We start from the raw sequence: 19,639 nt of genomic DNA, 5'->3' as shown, positions 1-19,639 counted from the left end.
TGGTGGCGAGAATAGTCCGTCAGGTCGAGGCCAGATGGTCTCGTGACGATATCTTGGAGGTGACGATGCGCTCCTGGAAGGAACGTCTGACGCATACCACGCTGTTCGAGGCCGGCGGCCTTGTGATGGTGACGCCGCTGGCCAGCTGGCTGACCGGCCATGACATGGGCGAGATCGGCGTGCTGGCCGCAGGGCTGGCCACCGCCGCCATGCTCTGGAACCTGGTCTGGAATCGCGCCTTCGATGCGCTGGTGCCGACTCGTCGCCGCAGCCTGGGACAGCGCTTCGCCCAGTCCTTCGGCTTCGAGCTGGGTCTGCTGGTGATGACCCTGCCGGCGGTCGCCTGGTGGATGGGCATCGGCCTCGTGGAGGCCTTCTGGCTGGACCTCGGCTTCATGCTGTTCTTCCTGGCCTATGCCATGGTCTTCAATACGCTGTTCGATCTCGTGATGCGCCGTCGGCTGGCGCGGGGAGGTGCCTGATGGCCTATCTGTACCTGGCACTGGCGATCGTCGCCGAGGTGGTGGCGACCAGCTCGCTGAAGGCGTCCCAGGAGTTCACCCGGCTGTGGCCGAGCGTGATCGTGGTGGTGGGCTACGTGCTGGCCTTCTACCTGCTGACGCTGGCGCTGCGCACCCTGCCGGTGGGCATCGCCTATGCCTTCTGGGCCGGGCTCGGCATCGTGCTGGTGACCCTGATCGGCATCCTGGTCTACGGCGAGCGCCTGGATGCGCCGGCGGCGCTGGGCCTTGCCATGATCATCGGCGGGGTGGTGGTCATCCAGGCCTTCTCCCGGGTGTCTGCCCACTGAGGTGGCGCACGGTCGAATCGCGCCCGGGGCACGGGTAGACTGCGGCTCTGCCGCGCTTTCTCCTGTGCCCTTCGACCTCACGGATGACGCCCATGCTGTCTCGCTGCCTCTCGCTCTGCCTGCTGTTGCTGCTGCCCCTGACCGCCCTGGGGCACGGGTTTTCCCACCTCGAGGAACTGGCCGATGACGGCTTCCTGATCGGTGCCGAGGCGCGCCTGCTGGGCAACGGCGAGCCGGGCGAGACCCTGGGCAGCCTCTCGCCGGAGCGCCAGCTGTCGCCGGCCTCGGTGTCCAAGATCTATACCGCGGCGGCGGCACTCGAGCGCTTCGGCCCCCAGCATCGTTTCACCACGCAGCTGCTCGGCAGCGCCGAGCCCGATGCCGAGGGCGTGCTGCAGGGCGACCTGATCCTCGACGGCGGCGGCGATCCGGCGCTGACCACCGAGGACCTGTGGCGCCTGGTGCAGCGGCTGCATCAGGCCGGGGTGCGCGAGGTCACCGGGCGGCTGGTGGTCAGCCAGTGGCGCTTCGGCCCGGTGGCCTGCCTGACCACCGATCGCTGCGAGGGCCAGCGTCGCGTCGACAACGCCTACAGCGCGCTGCTCTCCTCGGCGGCGGTCAACTACGGCAACTGGTGCGTGACCGTGGCGCCGGCGCGTACCGCCGGCGCGCCGGCCGAGGTCACGCCCTGCGACGGTCAGGCCGATCTGGTGCGCATCGACAATCGCATCGAGACTCGGCCGCCCAACAGCGGCACCGAGCTCTCGGCGCTGCGGGTGACCGACGGCGACGGCGACGTGATGCGGGTGTCTGGGCAGATTTCCACCAATGCCCGTCCGCGCGAGCTCTATCGCACCAGCTCCGACCCCGCCGAGCAGGCAGGCCACACCCTGATGGCGATGCTCGAGCAGGCCGGCATCGCGGTGGCCGGCGGGCACGTCACCACCACCCTGGAGCCGCCGGCCGGCGCCTCGCGCCTCGCGGCGGTGGACGGCAAGCCGCTGCAGGAGCTGCTGCTGCGCACCCTCAATTACTCCAACAACTTCATGGCCGACACCCTGACGCTGGATCTGGCCACCACGCCGCGCCCGTCGCTGAGCCAGGGCGGCGATGCCATCGAGGCCTTCGCCGGCGGCCTGCCGGGCCACGGCCCGCTGCGCCTGGACAGCGGCAGCGGCCTGACGCCGGAGAACCGCACCAGCGCCGCCGGGGTGAACGTGCTGCTCGAGCACATGTTCCGTCAGCCCTCGCTGTTCCCGAGCTTCGTCGCCGCCCTGCAGTCGCCGAGCAACGGCGTGATGCGCTTCATTCGCCGCGGCCCGGCGACCTTCCAGGACCACGTCATGCTCAAGACCGGCACCCTCAACCAGCCGGTGTCGGTGCGCGCCGCGGCCGGCTACTTCCGCACCCGCACCGGGCGCTGGGGCGTGTTCAGCGTGCTGGTCAACGGCACCGGCTCGACGCCCTACCTGAGCTGGTCCCAGGTGCTGGACCGGCTGTCGGTGGACCTCTCGGCGATGATCGAGGCGCACTGAGTCACGTTGGCCGGCGCGTCATAATTGCCCCATCCGGCTCTGCTACCATCGGCGTTCCCACGCCGAAGCTGATGGATGAAATCGATGAAACCCGGATACACCGGCTGGCGCCATCTGGTGCACTCCACCCGCTACTCCCTCAAGGGCCTCGGGGCGGCCTATCGCCACGAGGCCGCCTTTCGCCAGGAGCTCGGCCTGTGCCTGGTGATGGCACCGCTGGCCGTGTGGCTGGGCCGCGAGCCGGTGGAGTGGATCCTGCTGATCGGCAGCTGCCTGCTGGTGCTGATCGTCGAGCTGCTCAACAGCGCCATCGAGAACGTGGTCGATCGCATCGGTCCGGAGCGCCACAAGCTCTCCGGCCGCGCCAAGGACATCGGCTCGGCGGCGGTAATGATGGCGCTGCTGACCGTCGGTCTGACCTGGGGACTGATCGCCTGGGACCGGTTCCTGGGCTGAGGCGGGCGGCCGCCGGCTAGTGCGCGGCGCCCCGGCTTGGGTATGCTGAGGGCATCGATCAACCGGATGCGAGACGCCCATGGCCCTGCCCGACGACTTCCTGCCGCTGGACGCCATTCCCGAGCCGCTGGCGGCCCCGCTGCAACACGCCCGGGAACGCCTGGCCACGGCCCTCGAGCAGGCCGACAACCTGGCCGACATGCGCCAGCAGGAAGGCCCCGGCGAGAGCTGGGCGGCGCTGGCGCCGCATCGCCGCGAACAGCTGGCGCGGGTGCTGGCGGTGTCGGAGTTCGTCGCCGAGACGCTGATTCGCCACCCCGACTGGCTGCCGCAGCTCGATGCCCTGGGCGAGCTGGACGCCGCGCCGGACGCCGACGCCCTGAGCGAGACCCTGGCCGAGCGGCTGGAGGCCGCCGAGGACGAGGCGGCCATGCACGCCGCGGTGCGCCGCTTCCGCCAGGCGCGCATGCTGGGCATCGTGTGGCGCGACCTGACCCGTCCGCCGGGCATCGACATGTGGGCCACCGCGGCCGCCGTCACCCGGCTCGCCGAGACCTGCCTGGAGCAGGCGCTGGCCTGGCTCGAGCGCCACTTCGAGGCGCGCTGGGGGCGCCCCGGGCCGCGCACCGACGGCAGCGAGCAGCGCCTGGTGGTGCTCGGCATGGGCAAGCTCGGCGCCGGCGAGCTCAACCTCTCCTCCGACATCGACCTGATCTTCGCCTTCCCCGAGAAGGGCGAGACGGTAGGCGGGCGCAAGGCGCTCGAGCACCAGGAATACTTCACCAAGATCGGCCAGAAGCTGATCGGCGCGCTGGACGCGGTGACCGCCGACGGCTTCGCCTTCCGCGTCGACATGCGCCTGCGCCCGCTGGGCGACGGCGGCCCGCTGGTCGGCAACTTCGCCTCGCTGTCGAGCTACTACCAGGACCAGGGCCGCGAGTGGGAGCGCTACGCCATGCTCAAGGCGCGCCCGGTGGCCGGCGATCTCGAGGCCGGTGCCGAGCTGCTGGCGAGCATCCGACCCTTCGTCTATCGCCGCTATCTGGACTTCGGCGCCATCGAATCGCTGCGCGAGCTCAAGGCGATGATCAACCGCGAGGTGCGCCGTCGCGGCATGCAGGACAACATCAAGCTCGGTCCGGGCGGCATCCGCGAGGTGGAGTTCGTGGTCCAGGCCTTCCAGCTGATCCGCGGCGGCCGCGACACCGAGCTGCAGGTCACCTCGCTGAAGACGGCGCTGTCGCGCCTGCCGGACCTGGGCCTGCTGCCCGCCGCGGTGGTCGACGAGCTGATCCCCGACTACGTTTTCCTGCGCGACCTCGAGCACGCCATCCAGGCGCTGGAGGATCGCCAGACCCAGACCCTGCCGGCCGAGGAGGTCGCCCGTGAGCGGGTGGCCCTGGCGCTGGACATGGAGGACTGGCCGGCGCTGATGGCGCGGCTCGACGAGGTGCGCGACCGGGTCCGCCGCCACTTCGACGCGGTGATCGCCGATCCCGAGGACGCCGATGAGGATGCCCCCGCCCCGGCGGGCGGCCGCGAGCGCGAGGAATGGCGGGCGCTGTGGCGCGGCGAGCCGGCCGAGGAGGAGGCCGAGGCGCGTTTCCGGGAGGCGGGTTTCCATGATCCGGCCGCCGCCTGGCGGCGGCTGCGCGCGCTGCGCGATTCGCGCCAGGTGCAGGCCATGCAGCGCATCGGCTACGAGCGCCTGGAGGCGCTGATGCCGCTGCTGCTCGACGCCGCCGCGGACAGCGAGGCGCCGGACGTGGCCCTGGAGCGGGTGCTGCCGCTGGTCGAGGCGGTGCTGCGACGCACCGCCTATCTGGCGCTGCTGCGCGAGAATCCCGAGGCGCTGGAGCACCTGATGCACCTGTGCAGCGCCAGCCCCTGGATCGCCGAGCAGCTGGCTCGCCATCCGATCCTGCTCGACGAGCTGCTGACCCCGGACACCCTCTACACGCCCGCCGACAAGGCGCGGCTGGCCGACGAGCTGCGCCAGGCCCTGGGGCGGATTCCCGAGGGCGACGAAGAGGCCGAGCTGGAGACGCTCAGGGTGTTCAAGCACGCCCAGGTGCTGCACGTGGCGGCCTCCGACATCGCCGGCACCCGCCACCTGATGAAGGTCAGCGACTACCTCACCTACATCGCCGAGGTGGTGCTGGAAACCGTGCTGGGCATGGCCTGGAAGCACCTGACCCGCAAGCACGGCTTCCCGCTGCGCCGCGACGGCGAGCGCTGTGGCCAGGCCCCGGAATTCCTGATCATCGGCTACGGCAAGCTCGGCGGCATCGAGCTCGGCTACGGCTCCGACCTGGACCTGGTGTTCCTCCATGATGGCGCCACCCGTGGCAGCACCGATGGCGACCGGCCGATCGACAACGCGGTGTTCTTCACCCGCCTCGGCCAGCGCGTCATCCACCTGCTCACCGCGGTGACCCCCGCCGGCAGTCTCTACGAGGTCGACATGCGCCTGCGGCCCTCGGGCAATGCCGGGCTGCTGGTGTCGAGCCTCGACGCCTTCGCCGACTACCAGCGCCGCGAGGCCTGGACCTGGGAGCATCAGGCGCTGGTGCGCGCCCGGGTGGTGGCCGGCCACGACACCCTGGCCGAGGGCTTCGATGCCGTGCGCGGCGAGATCCTCGGCCGCGAGCGCGACGTCGAGGCGCTGCGCGAGGAGGTGGTGGCGATGCGCCACAAGATGCGCAAGCACCTGGCGAGCCAGGGCGACGACTTCGACCTCAAGCAGGATCCGGGCGGCATGGTCGACATCGAGTTCCTGTGCCAGTACGCGGTGCTGGCGATGGCCCACGACAGCCCGGCGCTGCTGCAGTGGAGCGACAACATGCGCATCCTCGAGACCCTGGAACAGTGCGGCCGGCTGCCCGCCGAGGACGGCGAGCGCCTGCGCGAGGCCTATCTGGCCTGCCGCACCGCGGCCCACCGCGCGGCGCTGACCGGCGATCCCGCCCGCGGCGACAACGCCGACTTCGCGGCGCATCGCCAGGCGGTCATCGCGGTCTGGCGGCGGCTGCTCGAGCCGGCGGCCTGACATCGCGGTCCTCCGCCCTTCAATGTTCAAGAACGTGACCACAAGGAAGCCATCACGATGCACAAGGTTCTGGTCCTGCACGGCCCCAACCTCAACCTGCTGGGCTCCCGTCAGCCCGAGATCTACGGTCGCGAGACCCTGGCCGACATCGACGATGCCCTGCGCCGCCGGGCCGAGGGCGAGGGCTGGGAGATCGCCTGCCGGCAGAGCAATCACGAGGGCGAACTGATCGATGCCATCCATGCCGCACGGCTCGACGGCACCGCGGCGATCATCATCAATCCCGCCGCTTATACCCACACCTCGGTGGCGATCCTCGATGCCCTCAACGCCTTCGAGGGGCGAGTGATCGAGGTGCACCTCTCGAACGTGCACAAGCGGGAAAGTTTCCGCCACCACTCCTACGTCTCGCTGCGTGCCGACGGCGTGATCGCCGGCCTCGGTAGTCAGGGCTATCATGCCGCCCTGGATGCGGTGATGGGGGCCGTCTGACCTAGGCAATGTCTGAAAACTGTCTGCGCTCGGCTATACGGCGTTAAAAATCAGCTCAAAATGCTCATTTACAGCTCGTAAACTCCGCTTTTTCACTGATTTTTGCCTTGTCTATCCTTCGCTCGTCGACTTTTCAGACAAAGCCTAGCGTCGGCGAGGGCTCAGCTCGTGCCGAGGAAAGCCACGTGGCGGATCAGCCACAGCATCAGACTGATGGTCACGAAGGAGGTCAGGGTGCTGACCATCAGGGTGGCGGCGGCGATGTCGTCGAGGCCGAAGCGCCGGCCGAGCAGCGGGTAGACGCTGATCATCGGAGCGCAGGCGAACAGCAGCGCGCCAGTGAGCATGGTGGGGTCGACGTCCGGCAGCAGCAGGAAGACGCCGAACACCGCCAGCGGATGCAGCACCAGCTTGCCCACGGCGACCTGGCCGATGTCGCGTACCATGCCCTTGGGTTTCAGGCCGTAGAGCGAGCCGCCGATCACGAACAGCGCGGCGGGGCCGGCGGCGCCGGCCAGCATGTCGATGACTCGGGTCAGCGGCGAGGGCAGCGACAGCCCCGTCGCCGACAGCAGCACGCCGACGGTGAGCCCGATCAGGATCGGGTTGCGCACCAGCCGGCGGCCGGTCTCGCGCAGCGCCTTGCCGAGGCCGCTGCCGGCCTGCTGGCCCAGCTCGGCGAGGATCAGCGCCAGCGGGATGATCAGCAGGCTCTCGACCAGCATGTTCATGGCCAGGAACAGCGCCGCTTGCGAGCCCACCACCATGGCGGCCACCGGATAGCCGATGAAGCCGCTGTTGGCCGCCGACATGCCCAGCGCCTGGATGGCGCCGGTGCCCAGCGGCTTGCGCTGCAGCGTCATGGCCAGCGTCAGGCCGCTCAGGAACACTGCCAGCGAGCCCCCGCCGTAGGCCAGCAGATAGGTCGGATCGAAGACCTCGCCCAGCGGGTTCTCGGTCAGGGCCCGGATCACCAGCGCCGGCAGCGCGAAGTACATGACGAAGGTGCCGACGCCCTGCAGCGGTGCCGCCTCGATGATGCCGCCGGCCCGGGCCAGATAGCCCAGGCCGATGATCAGGAAGATCGGGGTGGTGATAGCGAGAATGTCGAGCACGCAAGCCTCCTTGCCGTCGTGCCGGGTGATCGGTCTCAGCTGACGTGGGACCGGATCAGGTGCACCTTGTCCTGCAGCAGCGGCAGGAAGGAGTGGGTCAGGGTGTCGAAGTCGATGCGCGCGGCGTTGGTGCTGACGTTGATGGCGCCGAGCAGCGTGCCGTTGGCGTCGAAGGCCGGCACCGCCAGGGAGCGCAGTCCGGGATCCAGCTCCTGGTCGACGATGCTGTAGCCCTGCTGGCGGACTTGCTCGATGCAGTGGCGCAGCTGGGCCTTGTCGGTGATGGAGCGCTCGGTGTGGGCGCTGAGCGTCACCCGCTCGAGGTAGGCGTCGAGCTCGTCGTCGGGCAGCTGGGCCAGCAGCACCCGGCCCATGGAGGTGTAGGCCGCGGGCAGGCGGGTGCCGACCGACAGGGTAATGGCCATCAGGCGGTGTCGGGCCGACGAGCGGCACACGTAGGTCACCTCGTCGCCGTCCAGCACGCCCAGCGACGAGGATTCGCCGATCTCGGTGGTGATGTCTTCCAGATACTGCTGGATCACCGCGCGATACTGGTTGGCCGACAGATACGAATAGCCGAGCTGCAGCACCTTGGGCGTCAGCTCGAAGTGGCGCTGCTGCTTGCGCACGTAGCCCAGGGCATGGAGCGTAAGCAGGAAGCGGCGGGCGCGGGCGCGGTTCATGCCCGTCTTGGCCGCGACCTCGCTCAGCGTCATGCGCGGGTTGTCATCATCGAAGGCCTGGATCACCTCCAGGCCGCTGGCCAGGGCGGTGACGAAGTCGCGATCGTCCGGGGTCAGGGTGTCGTCTTGCATGGGCGCATCATCGCAGGTTATCCGTATCGAGTTGATGGGGCATCCGCTAACAATCTAGCATAATGTTCGAAATGCGAACACTTGTGCGACTTTGGTCGGGGTCGCCATGGCCGCTCGAGATTGCCACTTCCTGCCCACTGCGGAGATTCTGCCATGCCCGTCGATATGCTCCAGTCCCCCTTCATGAGCCAGGAGGCCCAGGCGGTCAGCCGCGACGAGGACTTCGTCGGCACGATGCTGGCCTTCGAGCTGGCCCTGGCCGAGACCCATGAGGCCGAGGGCGCCATCCCCGCCGGCACCGCCGAGCGCATGCGGGCCCATCTGGAGGGGCATGCCTTCGACGTGCCCGCCATCACCGCGGGCATCGCCAGCGGCGGCAACGCCGCCATTCCCTTCGTCAAGGCCGGCCGCGCCGCGTTGCCCGACGATCTCAAGCGCTACTGGCACCTCGGCGCCACCAGCCAGGACGTGGTCGATAGCGCCCTGATGCTGCTGCTCGCGCCGCGCCTGGTGCGGCTCGATGCGCTGCTGGAGCGCTGCCGCATCGCCGGCATCGCGCTGATGGCGCGCCACGACGAGACCGTGATGGTGGGGCGCACGCTGATGCAGCAGGCGCTGCCGATCACCTTCGGCGTCAAGGTGGCCCACTGGGCGCTGGGCCTCGAGGAGGGGCGCCGGCGGCTGGCCGGGCTGACGCTGCCGGTACAGTTCGGCGGTGCGGTGGGCGTGCACTCCGGTTTAGACGGGCAGGGCTGGGAGGGCCTCGGCCTCGGCGTCATGGACGGCCTTGCCGCGCGGCTCGGCCTGGCGGCGCCGGTGCTGCCCTGGCACACCGATCGCCAGCCGATCCATGCCCTGGCCAGCGCCGTCGATGCGTTGGCCGGCGCCGCCGAGAAGCTGGCGCTGGACGTCTCGCTGCTGACCCAGACCGAGCTGGGCGAGGTGGCCGAACCCGCCGGCGAGGGCATGGGCGAATCGTCGTCGATGCCCCACAAGCGCAATCCGGTGCGCTGCGCGATGATCCGCGGGGCCTGCCGCCGGGTCCATGGCCATGCCTCGGTGATCCTCAACGCCACGGCGCAGCCGCTGGAGCGTGGGCTCGGCGAGTGGCACGCCGAGTGGACGCCGCTGGTCGACGGTGTGCTGCTGCTGGAAGGCGCGCTGGAGCAGGCCGCCGTGCTGCTCGAGGGGCTGGAGGTCAATGCCGAGGCCATGCGCCGCAATCTCGCGGTGACCGGCGGCGCGATCATGGCCGAGCCGGTAGCGCGGCGGCTGACGTCGCAACTGGGGCCCGATGCCGCCAAGGCGCTGGCGGCGGACGCGGCCGAGCGCGCCCGGCAGGCGTCGTGCCCCTATGCGCAGGCCCTGGAAACGCTGCTGGGCGAGCGTCACCCCCAGCTGGCGGACGAAATCACGCGCGATGAGCTCGAGGCCGCCACGGATCCGGCCTTATACCTTGGTAGCAGCAAGGCCCAGGTCGCGCGTGCGATCCGCTGGCTGGAGAGCTGAGTAACTCGCTGAAAAGGATGGGGAAATCGAGCAATTCCAGGAGCCGGCCATGCCGGCTCCTGGCGTTTCCGGCGTTTGACGCCGCCGGGCGTGCGGATTAATTTGTTCGTACTGCAAATCTATGTGCGTATAGCGAACTATTCGGCGCACATGGAGATCCGAACAGCAACCGTGAACGCCGGCGATCTCTGCACACTCCTCGATCCGGGCGTTCCCATCAGAGGCGACTATCATGGCCGAGATCCTCAGCCTGCATGACGCGGTGGCGCGCTACGTCGAAGACGGCGCCACCGTGGCCATGGAGGGCTTCACCCACCTGATTCCCTTCGCCGCCGGGCACGAAGTCATCCGCCAGGGCAAGCGCGACCTGACCCTCATTCGCATGACTCCGGACCTGGTCTACGACCAGCTGATCGGCGCCGGCTGCGCCAAGAAGGTGATCTTCTCCTGGGGCGGCAACCCCGGCGTGGGCTCGCTGCACCGCCTGCGCGACGCGGTGGAGAAGGGCTGGCCGCACAAGGTCGAGATCCTCGAGCACAGCCACGCCGCCATGGCCTGCGCCTTCGAGGCCGGCGCCGCCGGGCTGCCGCTGGCCGTGCTGCGCGGCTACGTCGGCAGCGAGCTGCCCAACGTCAACGACCAGATCAAGTTCATCGAGTGCCCCTTCACCGGCGAGCGCCTGGCCGCGGTGCCGTCCGTGCGCCCAGACGTCTCCATCGTCCACGCCCAGAAGGCCGACCGCGCCGGCAATGTGCTGGTCGAGGGCATCGTCGGCGTGCAGAAGGAGGCGATACTGGCCGCCACGCACAGCATCGTCACGGTCGAGGAGATCGTCGACGATCTCGACACCCATACCAACGCCTGCGTGATCCCGGGCTGGGCCATCGACGCCATCGCCGTGGCCGAGCAGGGCTCGCTGCCGTCCTACGCGCACGGCTACTACCCGCGCAACAACCGCTTCTACAAGGAGTGGGACGCCATCGCCCGCGACCGCGATGCCTTCACCCAGTGGATCGAAGAGAACGTCATGAACGCCGGGGGGAACGCCTGATGAGCCACGTCGATAAGAGCCTGGACTACACCGCCGGCGAGATGATGACGGTGACCGCCGCGCGGGCGCTGGAGAACGGCACCACCTGCTTCGTCGGCATCGGCCTGCCCAGCGAGGCCGCCAACCTGGCGCGCCTGACCCACGCCCCGGACGTGGTGCTGATCTACGAATCCGGCACCCTGCAGACCAAGCCCGAGGTGCTGCCGCTGTCGATCGGCGACGGCGAACTGTGCGAGACCGCGCTGACCACCGTCTCGGTGCCGGAGATGTTCCGCTACTGGCTGCAGGGCGGCAAGATCAACGTCGGTTTCCTCGGCACCGCCCAGATCGACCGCTACTGCAACCTCAACACCACTCTGATCGGCGACTACACCGCGCCCAAGGTGCGTCTGCCGGGCGGCGGTGGGGCGCCGGAGATCGCGACCAACGCAGGCGAAGTGTTCATCACCCTCAAGCACTCCAAGCGTGCCTTCGTCGACCAGGTCGATTTCATCACCACCCTGGGCTTCGGCCGCGACGGCAAGGGCCGCGATGGCGTGCCCAACATCGGCAAGGGCCCGACCCGGGTGATCACCGACCTGTGCGTGATGAAGCCGGATCCGGAGACCAAGGAGCTGGTGGTGGTATCGCTTCACCCGGGCGTGACCGCCGAGCAGGTCCAGGAGGCCACCGGCTGGGAGATCCGCTTCGCCGAGACCCTGGAGAGCACCCCGGAGCCCAGCGCCCGCGAGCTCGAGGTCCTGCGCGGGCTGAAAGAACGTACCGCTCAAGCCCACGCCGGCCAGTAAATCAGGAGATCATCGCATGACCGACGTCTATCTCTGTCATCCCCGTCGCAGCGCCATCGGCCGCTTCGGCGGCACCCTGGCTAGCGTGCGCCCCGACGACCTGGCCGCCGACATCTTCAAGGCGGTACTGGCCGAGGCGCCCAGGCTGGAGGCCGCGGCGATCGAGGAAGTCTTCATGGGCTGCGCCAACCAGGCCGGCGAGGACAACCGCAACGTGGCGCGCATGTCGTCGCTGCTGGCGGGCCTTCCGCCCTCGGTGCCCGGCACCACCATGAACCGCCTGTGCGGCTCGGGCATGGACGCCGTGGGCACCGCCTTCCGCGCCATCAAGGCCGGCGAGATGGACCTGGCCCTGGCCGGCGGCGTGGAATCCATGTCCCGGGCGCCCTACGTGATGGGCAAGGCCGAGAGCGCCTATGCCCGCGGTCAGAAGATCGAGGACACCACCATCGGCTGGCGCTTCGTCAATCCGCTGATGAAGAAGGTCTTCGATACCCACTCGATGCCCGAGACCGCGGAGAACGTCGCCGAGCAGTTCGGCATCTCCCGCGCGGATCAGGACGACTTCGCCGCGCGCTCCCAGGCCAAGGTCGCCGAGGCCCAGCAGGCCGGACGCTTCGCCGAGGAGATCGTCGCCATCGAGATCCCGCGTCGCAAGCAGGAGCCGCTGATCTTCGAGTCCGACGAGCACCCGCGGGCCGGCACCACCGTCGAGAAGCTCGCCAGGCTGCCGACGCCGTTCAAGGCCGAGGGCGGCAGCGTCACCGCGGGCAACGCCTCCGGCGTCAACGATGGCGCCGCGGCGATGCTGGTGGCCAGCGCGTCCGCGGTGGAGCGGCATGGCCTGACGCCGATGGCGAGAATCGTCGGCATGGCCACCGCCGGCGTCGAGCCGCGCATCATGGGCTACGGCCCGGTGCCGGCCGTGCGTCGCCTGCTCGAGCGCACCGGCGTGTCGCTGGACGAGATCGACGTCATCGAGCTCAACGAGGCCTTCGCCGCCCAGGCGCTGGCCTGCATGCGTGACCTGGGCCTCGAGGACGATGATCCCCGGGTGAACCCCAACGGCGGCGCCATCGCCCTGGGCCATCCGCTGGGCATGTCCGGCGCGCGGCTGCTGCAGACCGCCGCCGTGGAACTCCAGAAGACCGGCAAGCGCTACGCGCTGTGCACCATGTGCGTCGGCGTGGGGCAGGGCATCGCCACGCTGATCGAGAGAGTATAGAAAGAGACGCTCGACCGTCTCCGGGGCCGGCGTCGCCGGCCCTTCCCGTTTCCTGTACGGAGAGAACGCATGGCATTTCTGAACATCGACGGACGCAGCGTGGCCTATCGCCTGCTCGGCGCCGAGGCCAATCCGCTGGTGATCCTGGCTCATCCGCTGGGCATGACCCAGGCGGTCTGGGACGACGTGCTGGCGGCGCTGCTACCGCGCTACCGGGTGCTGACCTGGGACCTGCCCGGCCACGGCGCCAGCGAGGCCTGGCCGGCCGACGGCGGCGAGATCAGCTCCGGGGCGCTGGCCGCCGAAGCACTGGCCCTGGCCGAGCAGGCCGGCGCGGCACACTTCCACTTCGTCGGTACCTCCATCGGCGGCGTGATCGGCCAGCAGCTGCTCAAGGCGCACGCCGATCGCCTGCTGTCGGCGACGCTGACCAATACCGGTGCGGTGATCGGCAACGCCGAGCTGTGGAGCACCCGGGCCGGGCGCGTGCGCGAGGAAGGCCTGGCGGCGATGGCCGGCGAGATCGTGCCGCGCTGGTTCGCGCCCGATTTGGTGGCGCGCGTGCCGGCGCTGGACCAGGGCTGGCGCGTGCAGATGGGCCGCACCGACGACGAGAGCTACGCGCGGCTGTGCGAGATGCTCGGTCGCACCGACTTCCGCGGCCAATTGAAGGGCCACGGAGTCGATGTGCACCTGCTGGGCGGCAGCGAGGACATGGCGACTCCGCCGGAGACGCTGCAGACCCTGGCCGCCGAGTGCGACGGCGCGCCGCTCGAGGTCATCGAGCGCATCGCCCACGTGCCTTCGGTGGAAGCCCCGGAGATGGTCGCCAAGCGGCTGCTCAAGTGGATGGCCGCGGATCGCGCGCGGGTCGGCGAGCAGGGCGTGGCCTACGCCGAGGGCCTCGAGACCCGTAAGCAGGTGCTGGGCGAGACACACGTGGCGCGCTCCACCGAGAACGCCAACAGCCTCGACGCGCCCTTCCAGCAGATGATCACCCGTCTGGCCTGGGGCGAGCTGTGGGGCAACGAGGACCTGACCCGTGCCGAGCGCAGCATGATCACCACCGGCATCCTGGCCGCCCTGGGGCGCGAGGAGCTGGAACTGCACCTGAAGACCGCCAAGCGCATCGGCCTCAGCGAGGCCCAGCTGCGCCAGGTGCTGATGCACGTGGCCGTCTACGGCGGTGTGCCGGCGGCCAATCATGCCTTCGCCCTGGCCAAGCAGCTGGGCTGGGGGGAGTGACAGGGGGCTTCTATTTCCTATGCCGTGCGTTCAAACATTACATCAGGAGTGACGTCATGACGTCCGTTTCGCTACTCATCGATGGTCAATGGTGCCCTGGTTTGGGCAATGCGACCTTCACCCGCAATAATCCACTCAGCGGTGAGGTCGTCTCCCAGGTGGCTGCGTCGTCACTTGAGGACGTGACGCGCACGGCCGAGGCGGCACAGCGTGCGTTCGAAACGTGGGCGCAGGTCGGCCCGGGGGAGCGCCGGGCGAAGCTCAACAAGGCCGCCGACCTGATGGAGGCGCGCCGGCAGGCGTTCGTCGACGCTATGGTCGACGAGACCGGGGCCACGCCAGGCTGGGCCGGATTCAACGTTTCGGTGGCAGCCAACGTGCTGCGTGAGTCGGCGGCGCTGACTACTCAGATCCAGGGCGACGTGATCCCCTCCAACGTGCCGGGTAACCTGGCCATGGGCGTTCGCGTCCCCTGCGGCGTGGTGGTGGGTATTGCGCCCTGGAACGCGCCAATCATCCTCGGCACGCGCGCTATCGCTGGGCCGCTGGCCTGCGGCAACAGCGTGATTCTCAAAGCCTCGGAGATGTGCCCGCGCACCCATGCGCTGATCGGTGAAGTACTCGATGAGGCGGGCCTCGGCGCCGGCGTGGTGAACGTCATCCACAACGACCCGGAGCAGGCGGCGGAAGTGGTCAGTGCGCTGATCGAGCATCCGGCAGTACGGCGGATCAACTTCACCGGCTCCACCCACGTGGGGCGGATCATCGCCGAGCAGGCGGCGCGCCACTTGAAGCCGGTGCTGCTCGAGCTGGGGGGCAAGGCGCCGTTTCTCGTTCTCGACGATGCCGATATCGACGCGGCGGTGGAGGCGGCCGCCTTCGGCGCTTTCTTCAACCAGGGGCAGATCTGCATGTCCACGGAGCGCTTGATCGTCGATGAGGCCGTGGCAGACGAATTCGCCGAGAAGCTTGCGGCGAAGGCGAAGGCCCTGCGCGCCGGCGATCCGCGTGACGACAGTAATGCACTGGGCACGTTGGTGACCGCGGCCTCCGGCGACAAGCTCAACGATCTGATCGACGATGCCACTGGCAAGGGCGCGCGGCTCGCTTCCGGTGGCAAGGCGGAGGGCGTGGTCATGCAGCCCACTCTCCTCGATGGCGTGACCTCCGACATGCGCCTCTACTCGGAAGAGTCCTTTGGGCCGCTGGTAGCCATGATTCGTGTCAAGGGCGAAGAGGAGGCTATACGCATCGCCAATGACAGCGAGTATGGCCTTTCCGGCGCGGTCTTCACCCGCGACAGCGCCCGCGGTTTGCGTGTGGCGGGGCAGGTCGTCACCGGCATCTGCCACATCAACGCGCCCACGGTGCACGACGAGCCGCAGATGCCCTTCGGCGGCGTCAAGAGCAGCGGCTACGGCCGCTTCGGCGGCAAGGCGGTTATCGAGGAGTTCACAGACCTGCGCTGGATGACGCTGCAGAATGGCCCGCGGCAATACCCGATCTGAAGCCGGCCCAACGATCGTTTCCGGATTAGACAGCGGCGCCTCGAGGCGTCGCTTTTGTCTTTCGGGCTACATTGTCCCCGGCGGATCAGCCGAGCGACATGGTCGGTGGGATGCTCTCGAGCTTGGGCGCGGCCCCGCGGTACATGCTGGCGTCAGACATCTCCCCCACGCTGCAGGGCGGTGCCTCAGAAGATGTCGAGCACTACCTGACGGGGCTGTTGGAGCGCGGCTTGGATAACGCCCGGGAACTTTACGAGCACGCCTTGAGTCTGGGCGACGATGCGTGGAGTGAAGCGGGCGGTTTTCTTGTGTGCGCGAATTGGCGAAGGTAGGGGTTTTTCTTATCGTGGATGGAGAGCCATGCTGAATGCTCGCATCAAACTGCGCCACCTGATGGCGTTCCTCGAGGTGGCGCGGCAGCGCAGCTTCGCCCGCGCCGCCGAGTGCCTGGCGATCAGCCAGCCGGGCGTGTCCAAGACCATCCGTGAGCTCGAGGAGATCCTCGGCGCCGAGCTGTTCGAACGCGGGACCCAGGGCGTGGCGCTGACCCAGGCCGGCCTGACCTTCCTGCGCCACGCCGGGCCGGCGATCCGGGCTCTGGAGGAAGGCGTCAGCGCAGTTGGCGATGCTCATCAGGGAGCGCGCTGGTTGCGCGTGGGGGCGCTGTCCACCGTCGAGAGCCGCCTGCTGCCCCGTGCCATTCGCCGTTGGCAGACCTCCCAGTCCTCGGAGTCGGTCGGCGTCGACGTGGTGACGGGGCGCAGCGCCTTTCTTCTCTCGCAGCTGCGCCTCGGCGAGCTCGATCTGGTGGTGGGGCGCATGACCGAGGCGCGCGAGATCCGCGACCTGACCTTCGAGCATCTCTACTACGAGCCGCTGGTGCTGGTGGTGCGCGCCGGCCATCCCTTGGCCGGCGTCGAGGACTTGGCGCCCGGTCGGCTGATCGAATTTCCCTGGGTGCTGCCGCCGCCGCAGACCACGCTGCGTCAGCAGGTCGACAGCTTCTTCGTGCGCCATGGGCTGGAGCGGCCCGGCCGGCTGCTGGAGACCCTGTCGTTGCCCGTCAGCCTGGGCTACACCCGCGACAGCAAGGCGGTCTGGGTGGCGCCCCGGGAGGCGGTGGTTGAGGAGCTCGACGCGGGCGGGCTGGTCGAGCTGTCGCTGCCGCTGGAGGGGCAGGGTGGTTCGGTAGGGCTGTGCATCAACGCCAGCATGCAGCCCTCGCTGGCGCTTGAAGCCTTCTGTGAGGCGCTGCGCGAAACGGCCTCCGAGCGCTGACGTGATGGCACCCAAGTCATAACCATAGGGTTATGAGGGATCGGTGAGACGTCAATTGGCAGCCCTGCGACAGGGCGCCACACTGCCGATATCGGTCCGGTGCACACGAGGTGCGTCGTCCGACTTCATGCCAGCAAGAGAACTCGAGATGCAAAACGACAACAAGCGCTTCGTGGAGCGTGACCGTGATTGGCATCCCCCGGCCTATGCCCCCGGCTACAAGACCAGCGTCGCCCGCTCGCCGAGTCAGGCTCTGGTCAGCCTGCAGGCCCCCAGTGTCTCCGAGCTGACCGGCCCTGATTTCCGCCGGCTGCGTACGGGACGTTACGACAACGATCTGCTGATGAACTTCCGCGAGGATCCCGCTATGGCGGGCAGCGCCGGCCTGCCGGCGGGCGAGCGGATCATCATGTTCGGTCGCGTGGTCGACCAGTACGGCAAGCCGGTGCCGCATACCCTGGTGGAGATGTGGCAGGCCAACGCCGGCGGCCGCTACCGCCACAAGAAGGACGGCTACCTGGCGCCGCTCGATCCCAACTTCGGCGGGGTGGGCCGCTGCCTCACCGACGAGCAGGGCTGGTATCGCTTCCGCACCATCAAGCCCGGCCCCTATCCCTGGCCCAACGACGTCAACAGCTGGCGCCCGGCGCATATTCACGTCTCGGTGATGGGGCCGGCGATCTCCACGCGCCTGATCACCCAGATGTACTTCGAGGGCGATCCGCTGATCCCGCTGTGTCCGATCGTGCAGACCCTGCGCGACCCCGAAGCCGTCGAGACCATGATCGGTCGTCTCGACATGGCGCGCAGCCGCCCCATGGACTGCCTGGCCTACCGCTTCGACCTGGTGGTACGAGGCGAGCTGCAGACCTACTTCGAGAACCAGTGACACAGGATCAGGGGACCCTCATGAAACAGCCCAATTCTCAACCCACCTCCGCGCTGATGCTGCGCGAGACCGCGTCCCAGACCGCCGGCCCGTACGTGCATATCGGCCTGGCCCTGGACGTGGCCGGCCTGCCGGAGCGTGACGAGGAAATCTGGAACCGCATGGCCCGGCCCGAGGCCGAGGGCGAGCACATCGAGGTGGTCGGCACCGTCATCGACGGCAACGGCGATCCGGTGCGCGACGCACTGCTCGAGGCCTGGCAGGCCGATGCCCGGGGCGAGTACCGGCCCGAGTTCGACCTCGAGCAGCCGTTCAACGGCTTCGGCCGCACTGCCACCACCGCCGAGGGCGCCAGCGAGTGGCGTCTCGAGACCATCAAGCCTGGTGCTGTGAGCCGCGGCGACGGTCGTGTGATGGCGCCGCACATCAACCTCACCGTGATGGCGCGCGGCATCAATATCCATCTGCAGACGCGCCTCTACTTCGAGGATGAAGCCGAGGCCAACGCGGCCTGCCCGGTGCTGAACGCCGTCGAGTCCCCGGTCCGTCGTCAGACGCTGATCGCCCGGCGCGAGGATGCCGACGGCCGGGTGCGCTATCGCTTCGACATCCGCCTGCAGGGCGAGGGCGAGACGGTGTTCTTCGACTTCTAGAGGCTGCGACCGCGGCACCGCCATTCACAGGACGCGAAAGGCCCCGCCACGGCGGGGCCTTTTGCTGCCTGATGGCCTAGCGTCGGTGAATGATCGAAGGCCCCGGCATTCAGGCTGATGCTGACAAGGCTGCACAACGCGAAACGGCGGCCCCAGGGCCGCCGTTTCGCGTCGAGACATGGAGAGGGGGATCAGGCCGGGCACTGCCCCTTGAACGTCATGGCGGCTTCATAGACCGCCTCGGCGCGATCACCGTTCTCGTTCAGATAGCGATCGATGGTGTCCTGTAGAACAGGCCCCCAGTCGTCGTCCTCGAGGGCATTCTCGATGACCAGGATCTCGTCGCCGGCCGCTTCGGCTTCCTGGCGTCCCTGCTGGATCAGCTCGTCGTAGACGACGGCGGCGCGCTGTGCCCATTCGGCGCCGCTGTGCTCGTCGATGATGTGCTGCAGGTCCGCGGGCAGCCGCTCGTAGCTGCGCTGACTCATGGTGGCGAACAGTGACAGGTCATAGAGCGGAATCTCGGTGTGATGATCGGCCAGGTCGTTGAGCCGAAAGGTCTTCATGGCCTCCCAGTTGAAGCTCAGCCCGTCGACCACGCCGCGCTGCATGGCGGTATAGACGTCCGGGGCCGGCATGCCGACGGCCTGGGCATCGAGGCGCTCGAACATGTCGCCCACCAGTGGCGTGGGGCGGCGGAGGCGCAGGCCCGCGAGGTCCTCGGGGGTCTCGATCGCGCGCTCCTTGGTATGCAGGTAGCCCGGGCCGGTGGTGAACAGGAACAGCGGGTGAGTATCGGCGTATTCGTCGTCCAGATGGCCCTGGTCATAGAGCGACTGAAGGATGCAGGCGCCCTGGGCTGCGCTGGACGACACCCCGGGCAGCTCGACCACCTGGGTCAGCGGGAAGCGTCCGGCGGTATAGCCCTGTGCTGAGGCGCCGATATCGGCGATGCCATTGGCGGCGCTTTCGTACGTCTTGTCCGACTTGGTCAGGGTCTGGCCGGGATAGACTTCCACTTCCAGTCGTCCCTGGGAGGCCTCCTCGATGCTGTTCGCCCAGGCCTGGAAGAGTTCCCTGTCGATCAGCGAGCCGCCGGGCCAGACATGGGCGACGCGCAGGGTCGTCTCGGCGAACGATGCCTGGCTGGTCAGGGCGCAGGCCAGGGTGAGACCGGTCACGATCGGTTTGAGTCGCATGCAATCCTCGTTGTGTCGTTG

General features: G+C 68.7%; 18 protein-coding genes. 15 read left to right on the top strand and 3 right to left on the bottom strand.

Going from position 1 to position 19,639, the window contains the following annotated elements; all coding sequences use genetic code 11:
* Window positions 1-65 precede the first annotated feature (65 nt).
* The 6 genes from CVH10_RS13650 (at window position 66) to aroQ (ending at window position 6,343) form a co-directional block, all read left to right on the top strand.
* The gene (locus tag CVH10_RS13650; RefSeq protein ID WP_052052593.1) at window positions 66-482 is read left to right on the top strand and encodes a PACE efflux transporter; all 417 of its coding nucleotides are present in this window, start codon (window positions 66-68) and stop codon (window positions 480-482) included.
* The gene (locus tag CVH10_RS13645; protein WP_035599357.1) at window positions 482-811 is read left to right on the top strand and encodes a multidrug efflux SMR transporter; all 330 of its coding nucleotides are present in this window, start codon (window positions 482-484) and stop codon (window positions 809-811) included. Before CVH10_RS13650 ends, CVH10_RS13645 begins: the two co-directional genes overlap by 1 nt.
* A 92-nt stretch (window positions 812-903) precedes the next feature.
* On the top strand, window positions 904-2,346 hold the full coding sequence (gene dacB, locus CVH10_RS13640; protein WP_106488967.1) for a D-alanyl-D-alanine carboxypeptidase/D-alanyl-D-alanine-endopeptidase: 1,443 nt from the start codon (window positions 904-906) through the stop codon (window positions 2,344-2,346).
* Between the two features lie 84 nt (window positions 2,347-2,430).
* A complete protein-coding gene (locus CVH10_RS13635) occupies window positions 2,431-2,802 on the top strand; it encodes a diacylglycerol kinase (RefSeq protein ID WP_035599364.1) in 372 nt (123 codons plus the stop codon).
* Between the two features lie 79 nt (window positions 2,803-2,881).
* Window positions 2,882-5,851: a bifunctional [glutamate--ammonia ligase]-adenylyl-L-tyrosine phosphorylase/[glutamate--ammonia-ligase] adenylyltransferase gene (gene glnE, locus CVH10_RS13630; protein WP_106488966.1), complete on the top strand. Its 2,970-nt coding sequence runs from the start codon at window positions 2,882-2,884 to the stop codon at window positions 5,849-5,851.
* Between the two features lie 57 nt (window positions 5,852-5,908).
* The gene (gene aroQ / locus CVH10_RS13625) at window positions 5,909-6,343 is read left to right on the top strand and encodes a type II 3-dehydroquinate dehydratase (RefSeq protein ID WP_181244414.1); all 435 of its coding nucleotides are present in this window, start codon (window positions 5,909-5,911) and stop codon (window positions 6,341-6,343) included.
* Window positions 6,344-6,504: 161 nt separating this feature from the next.
* On the opposite strand, the gene CVH10_RS13620 is transcribed toward aroQ, so the two are convergent.
* Both CVH10_RS13620 and CVH10_RS13615 read right to left on the bottom strand, forming a co-directional pair.
* Window positions 6,505-7,458, bottom strand: coding sequence for an AEC family transporter (locus CVH10_RS13620; protein ID WP_106488964.1), 954 nt, complete (start codon window positions 7,456-7,458; stop codon window positions 6,505-6,507).
* A gap of 35 nt (window positions 7,459-7,493) precedes the next feature.
* On the bottom strand, window positions 7,494-8,273 hold the full coding sequence (locus CVH10_RS13615; RefSeq protein ID WP_106488963.1) for an IclR family transcriptional regulator C-terminal domain-containing protein: 780 nt from the start codon (window positions 8,271-8,273) through the stop codon (window positions 7,494-7,496).
* Between the two features lie 153 nt (window positions 8,274-8,426).
* On the opposite strand from CVH10_RS13615, the gene CVH10_RS13610 reads away from it, so the two are divergent.
* The 9 genes from CVH10_RS13610 (at window position 8,427) to pcaG (ending at window position 18,419) form a co-directional block, all read left to right on the top strand.
* Complete coding sequence (locus CVH10_RS13610; RefSeq protein WP_106488962.1) at window positions 8,427-9,782, top strand: adenylosuccinate lyase family protein; 1,356 nt, start codon at window positions 8,427-8,429, stop codon at window positions 9,780-9,782.
* 232 nt (window positions 9,783-10,014) lie between these two features.
* A complete protein-coding gene (locus tag CVH10_RS13605) occupies window positions 10,015-10,833 on the top strand; it encodes a CoA transferase subunit A (protein WP_106488961.1) in 819 nt (272 codons plus the stop codon).
* A 20-nt stretch (window positions 10,834-10,853) separates the two neighbouring features.
* Entirely contained in the window at window positions 10,854-11,621 is a 768-nt protein-coding gene (locus CVH10_RS13600) for a CoA-transferase subunit beta (protein WP_369335806.1), read from the top strand.
* A 16-nt stretch (window positions 11,622-11,637) separates the two neighbouring features.
* Window positions 11,638-12,846 (top strand): 3-oxoadipyl-CoA thiolase, encoded by a 1,209-nt coding sequence (pcaF, locus tag CVH10_RS13595; protein WP_106488959.1) that lies wholly within the window; start codon window positions 11,638-11,640, stop codon window positions 12,844-12,846.
* 69 nt (window positions 12,847-12,915) lie between these two features.
* Window positions 12,916-14,091 carry an alpha/beta fold hydrolase gene (locus CVH10_RS13590; protein ID WP_106488958.1) on the top strand — a complete coding sequence of 392 codons (1,176 nt, stop codon included), beginning with the start codon at window positions 12,916-12,918 and terminating at the stop codon, window positions 14,089-14,091.
* A 56-nt stretch (window positions 14,092-14,147) separates the two neighbouring features.
* Window positions 14,148-15,599 carry an aldehyde dehydrogenase gene (locus CVH10_RS13585; protein WP_106488957.1) on the top strand — a complete coding sequence of 484 codons (1,452 nt, stop codon included), beginning with the start codon at window positions 14,148-14,150 and terminating at the stop codon, window positions 15,597-15,599.
* 360 nt (window positions 15,600-15,959) lie between these two features.
* On the top strand, window positions 15,960-16,877 hold the full coding sequence (gene pcaQ / locus CVH10_RS13575; RefSeq protein WP_106488955.1) for a pca operon transcription factor PcaQ: 918 nt from the start codon (window positions 15,960-15,962) through the stop codon (window positions 16,875-16,877).
* Window positions 16,878-17,004: 127 nt separating this feature from the next.
* Window positions 17,005-17,766 carry a protocatechuate 3,4-dioxygenase subunit beta gene (gene pcaH, locus CVH10_RS13570; RefSeq protein ID WP_219924704.1) on the top strand — a complete coding sequence of 254 codons (762 nt, stop codon included), beginning with the start codon at window positions 17,005-17,007 and terminating at the stop codon, window positions 17,764-17,766.
* A 20-nt stretch (window positions 17,767-17,786) separates the two neighbouring features.
* Window positions 17,787-18,419 carry a protocatechuate 3,4-dioxygenase subunit alpha gene (gene pcaG, locus CVH10_RS13565; RefSeq protein ID WP_106488953.1) on the top strand — a complete coding sequence of 211 codons (633 nt, stop codon included), beginning with the start codon at window positions 17,787-17,789 and terminating at the stop codon, window positions 18,417-18,419.
* Window positions 18,420-18,610: 191 nt separating this feature from the next.
* Here pcaG and CVH10_RS13560 read toward each other — a convergent pair whose 3' ends face one another.
* Window positions 18,611-19,618, bottom strand: coding sequence for a TRAP transporter substrate-binding protein (locus tag CVH10_RS13560; RefSeq protein ID WP_106488952.1), 1,008 nt, complete (start codon window positions 19,616-19,618; stop codon window positions 18,611-18,613).
* Window positions 19,619-19,639 lie beyond the last annotated feature (21 nt).

This window comes from Halomonas sp. ND22Bw, assembly GCF_003011945.1.
Lineage (GTDB): Bacteria > Pseudomonadota > Gammaproteobacteria > Pseudomonadales > Halomonadaceae > Halomonas > Halomonas halophila.
This window is presented reverse-complemented; position numbering and strand designations above follow the sequence as displayed.

What these genes read in the sequence shown, in the direction of transcription:
- CVH10_RS13650 (WP_052052593.1), top strand. Translation starts at nt 66, where the DNA reads ATGCGCTCCTGGAAGGAACGTCTGACGCATACCACGCTGTTCGAGGCC.
- CVH10_RS13645 (WP_035599357.1), top strand. Translation starts at nt 482, where the DNA reads ATGGCCTATCTGTACCTGGCACTGGCGATCGTCGCCGAGGTGGTGGCG.
- dacB (WP_106488967.1), top strand. Translation starts at nt 904, where the DNA reads ATGCTGTCTCGCTGCCTCTCGCTCTGCCTGCTGTTGCTGCTGCCCCTG.
- CVH10_RS13635 (WP_035599364.1), top strand. Translation starts at nt 2,431, where the DNA reads ATGAAACCCGGATACACCGGCTGGCGCCATCTGGTGCACTCCACCCGC.
- glnE (WP_106488966.1), top strand. Translation starts at nt 2,882, where the DNA reads ATGGCCCTGCCCGACGACTTCCTGCCGCTGGACGCCATTCCCGAGCCG.
- aroQ (WP_181244414.1), top strand. Translation starts at nt 5,909, where the DNA reads ATGCACAAGGTTCTGGTCCTGCACGGCCCCAACCTCAACCTGCTGGGC.
- CVH10_RS13615 (WP_106488963.1), bottom strand. Translation starts at nt 8,273, where the DNA reads ATGCAAGACGACACCCTGACCCCGGACGATCGCGACTTCGTCACCGCC.
- CVH10_RS13610 (WP_106488962.1), top strand. Translation starts at nt 8,427, where the DNA reads ATGCCCGTCGATATGCTCCAGTCCCCCTTCATGAGCCAGGAGGCCCAG.
- CVH10_RS13605 (WP_106488961.1), top strand. Translation starts at nt 10,015, where the DNA reads ATGGCCGAGATCCTCAGCCTGCATGACGCGGTGGCGCGCTACGTCGAA.
- pcaF (WP_106488959.1), top strand. Translation starts at nt 11,638, where the DNA reads ATGACCGACGTCTATCTCTGTCATCCCCGTCGCAGCGCCATCGGCCGC.
- CVH10_RS13590 (WP_106488958.1), top strand. Translation starts at nt 12,916, where the DNA reads ATGGCATTTCTGAACATCGACGGACGCAGCGTGGCCTATCGCCTGCTC.
- CVH10_RS13585 (WP_106488957.1), top strand. Translation starts at nt 14,148, where the DNA reads ATGACGTCCGTTTCGCTACTCATCGATGGTCAATGGTGCCCTGGTTTG.
- pcaQ (WP_106488955.1), top strand. Translation starts at nt 15,960, where the DNA reads ATGCTGAATGCTCGCATCAAACTGCGCCACCTGATGGCGTTCCTCGAG.
- pcaH (WP_219924704.1), top strand. Translation starts at nt 17,005, where the DNA reads ATGCCAGCAAGAGAACTCGAGATGCAAAACGACAACAAGCGCTTCGTG.
- pcaG (WP_106488953.1), top strand. Translation starts at nt 17,787, where the DNA reads ATGAAACAGCCCAATTCTCAACCCACCTCCGCGCTGATGCTGCGCGAG.
- CVH10_RS13560 (WP_106488952.1), bottom strand. Translation starts at nt 19,618, where the DNA reads ATGCGACTCAAACCGATCGTGACCGGTCTCACCCTGGCCTGCGCCCTG.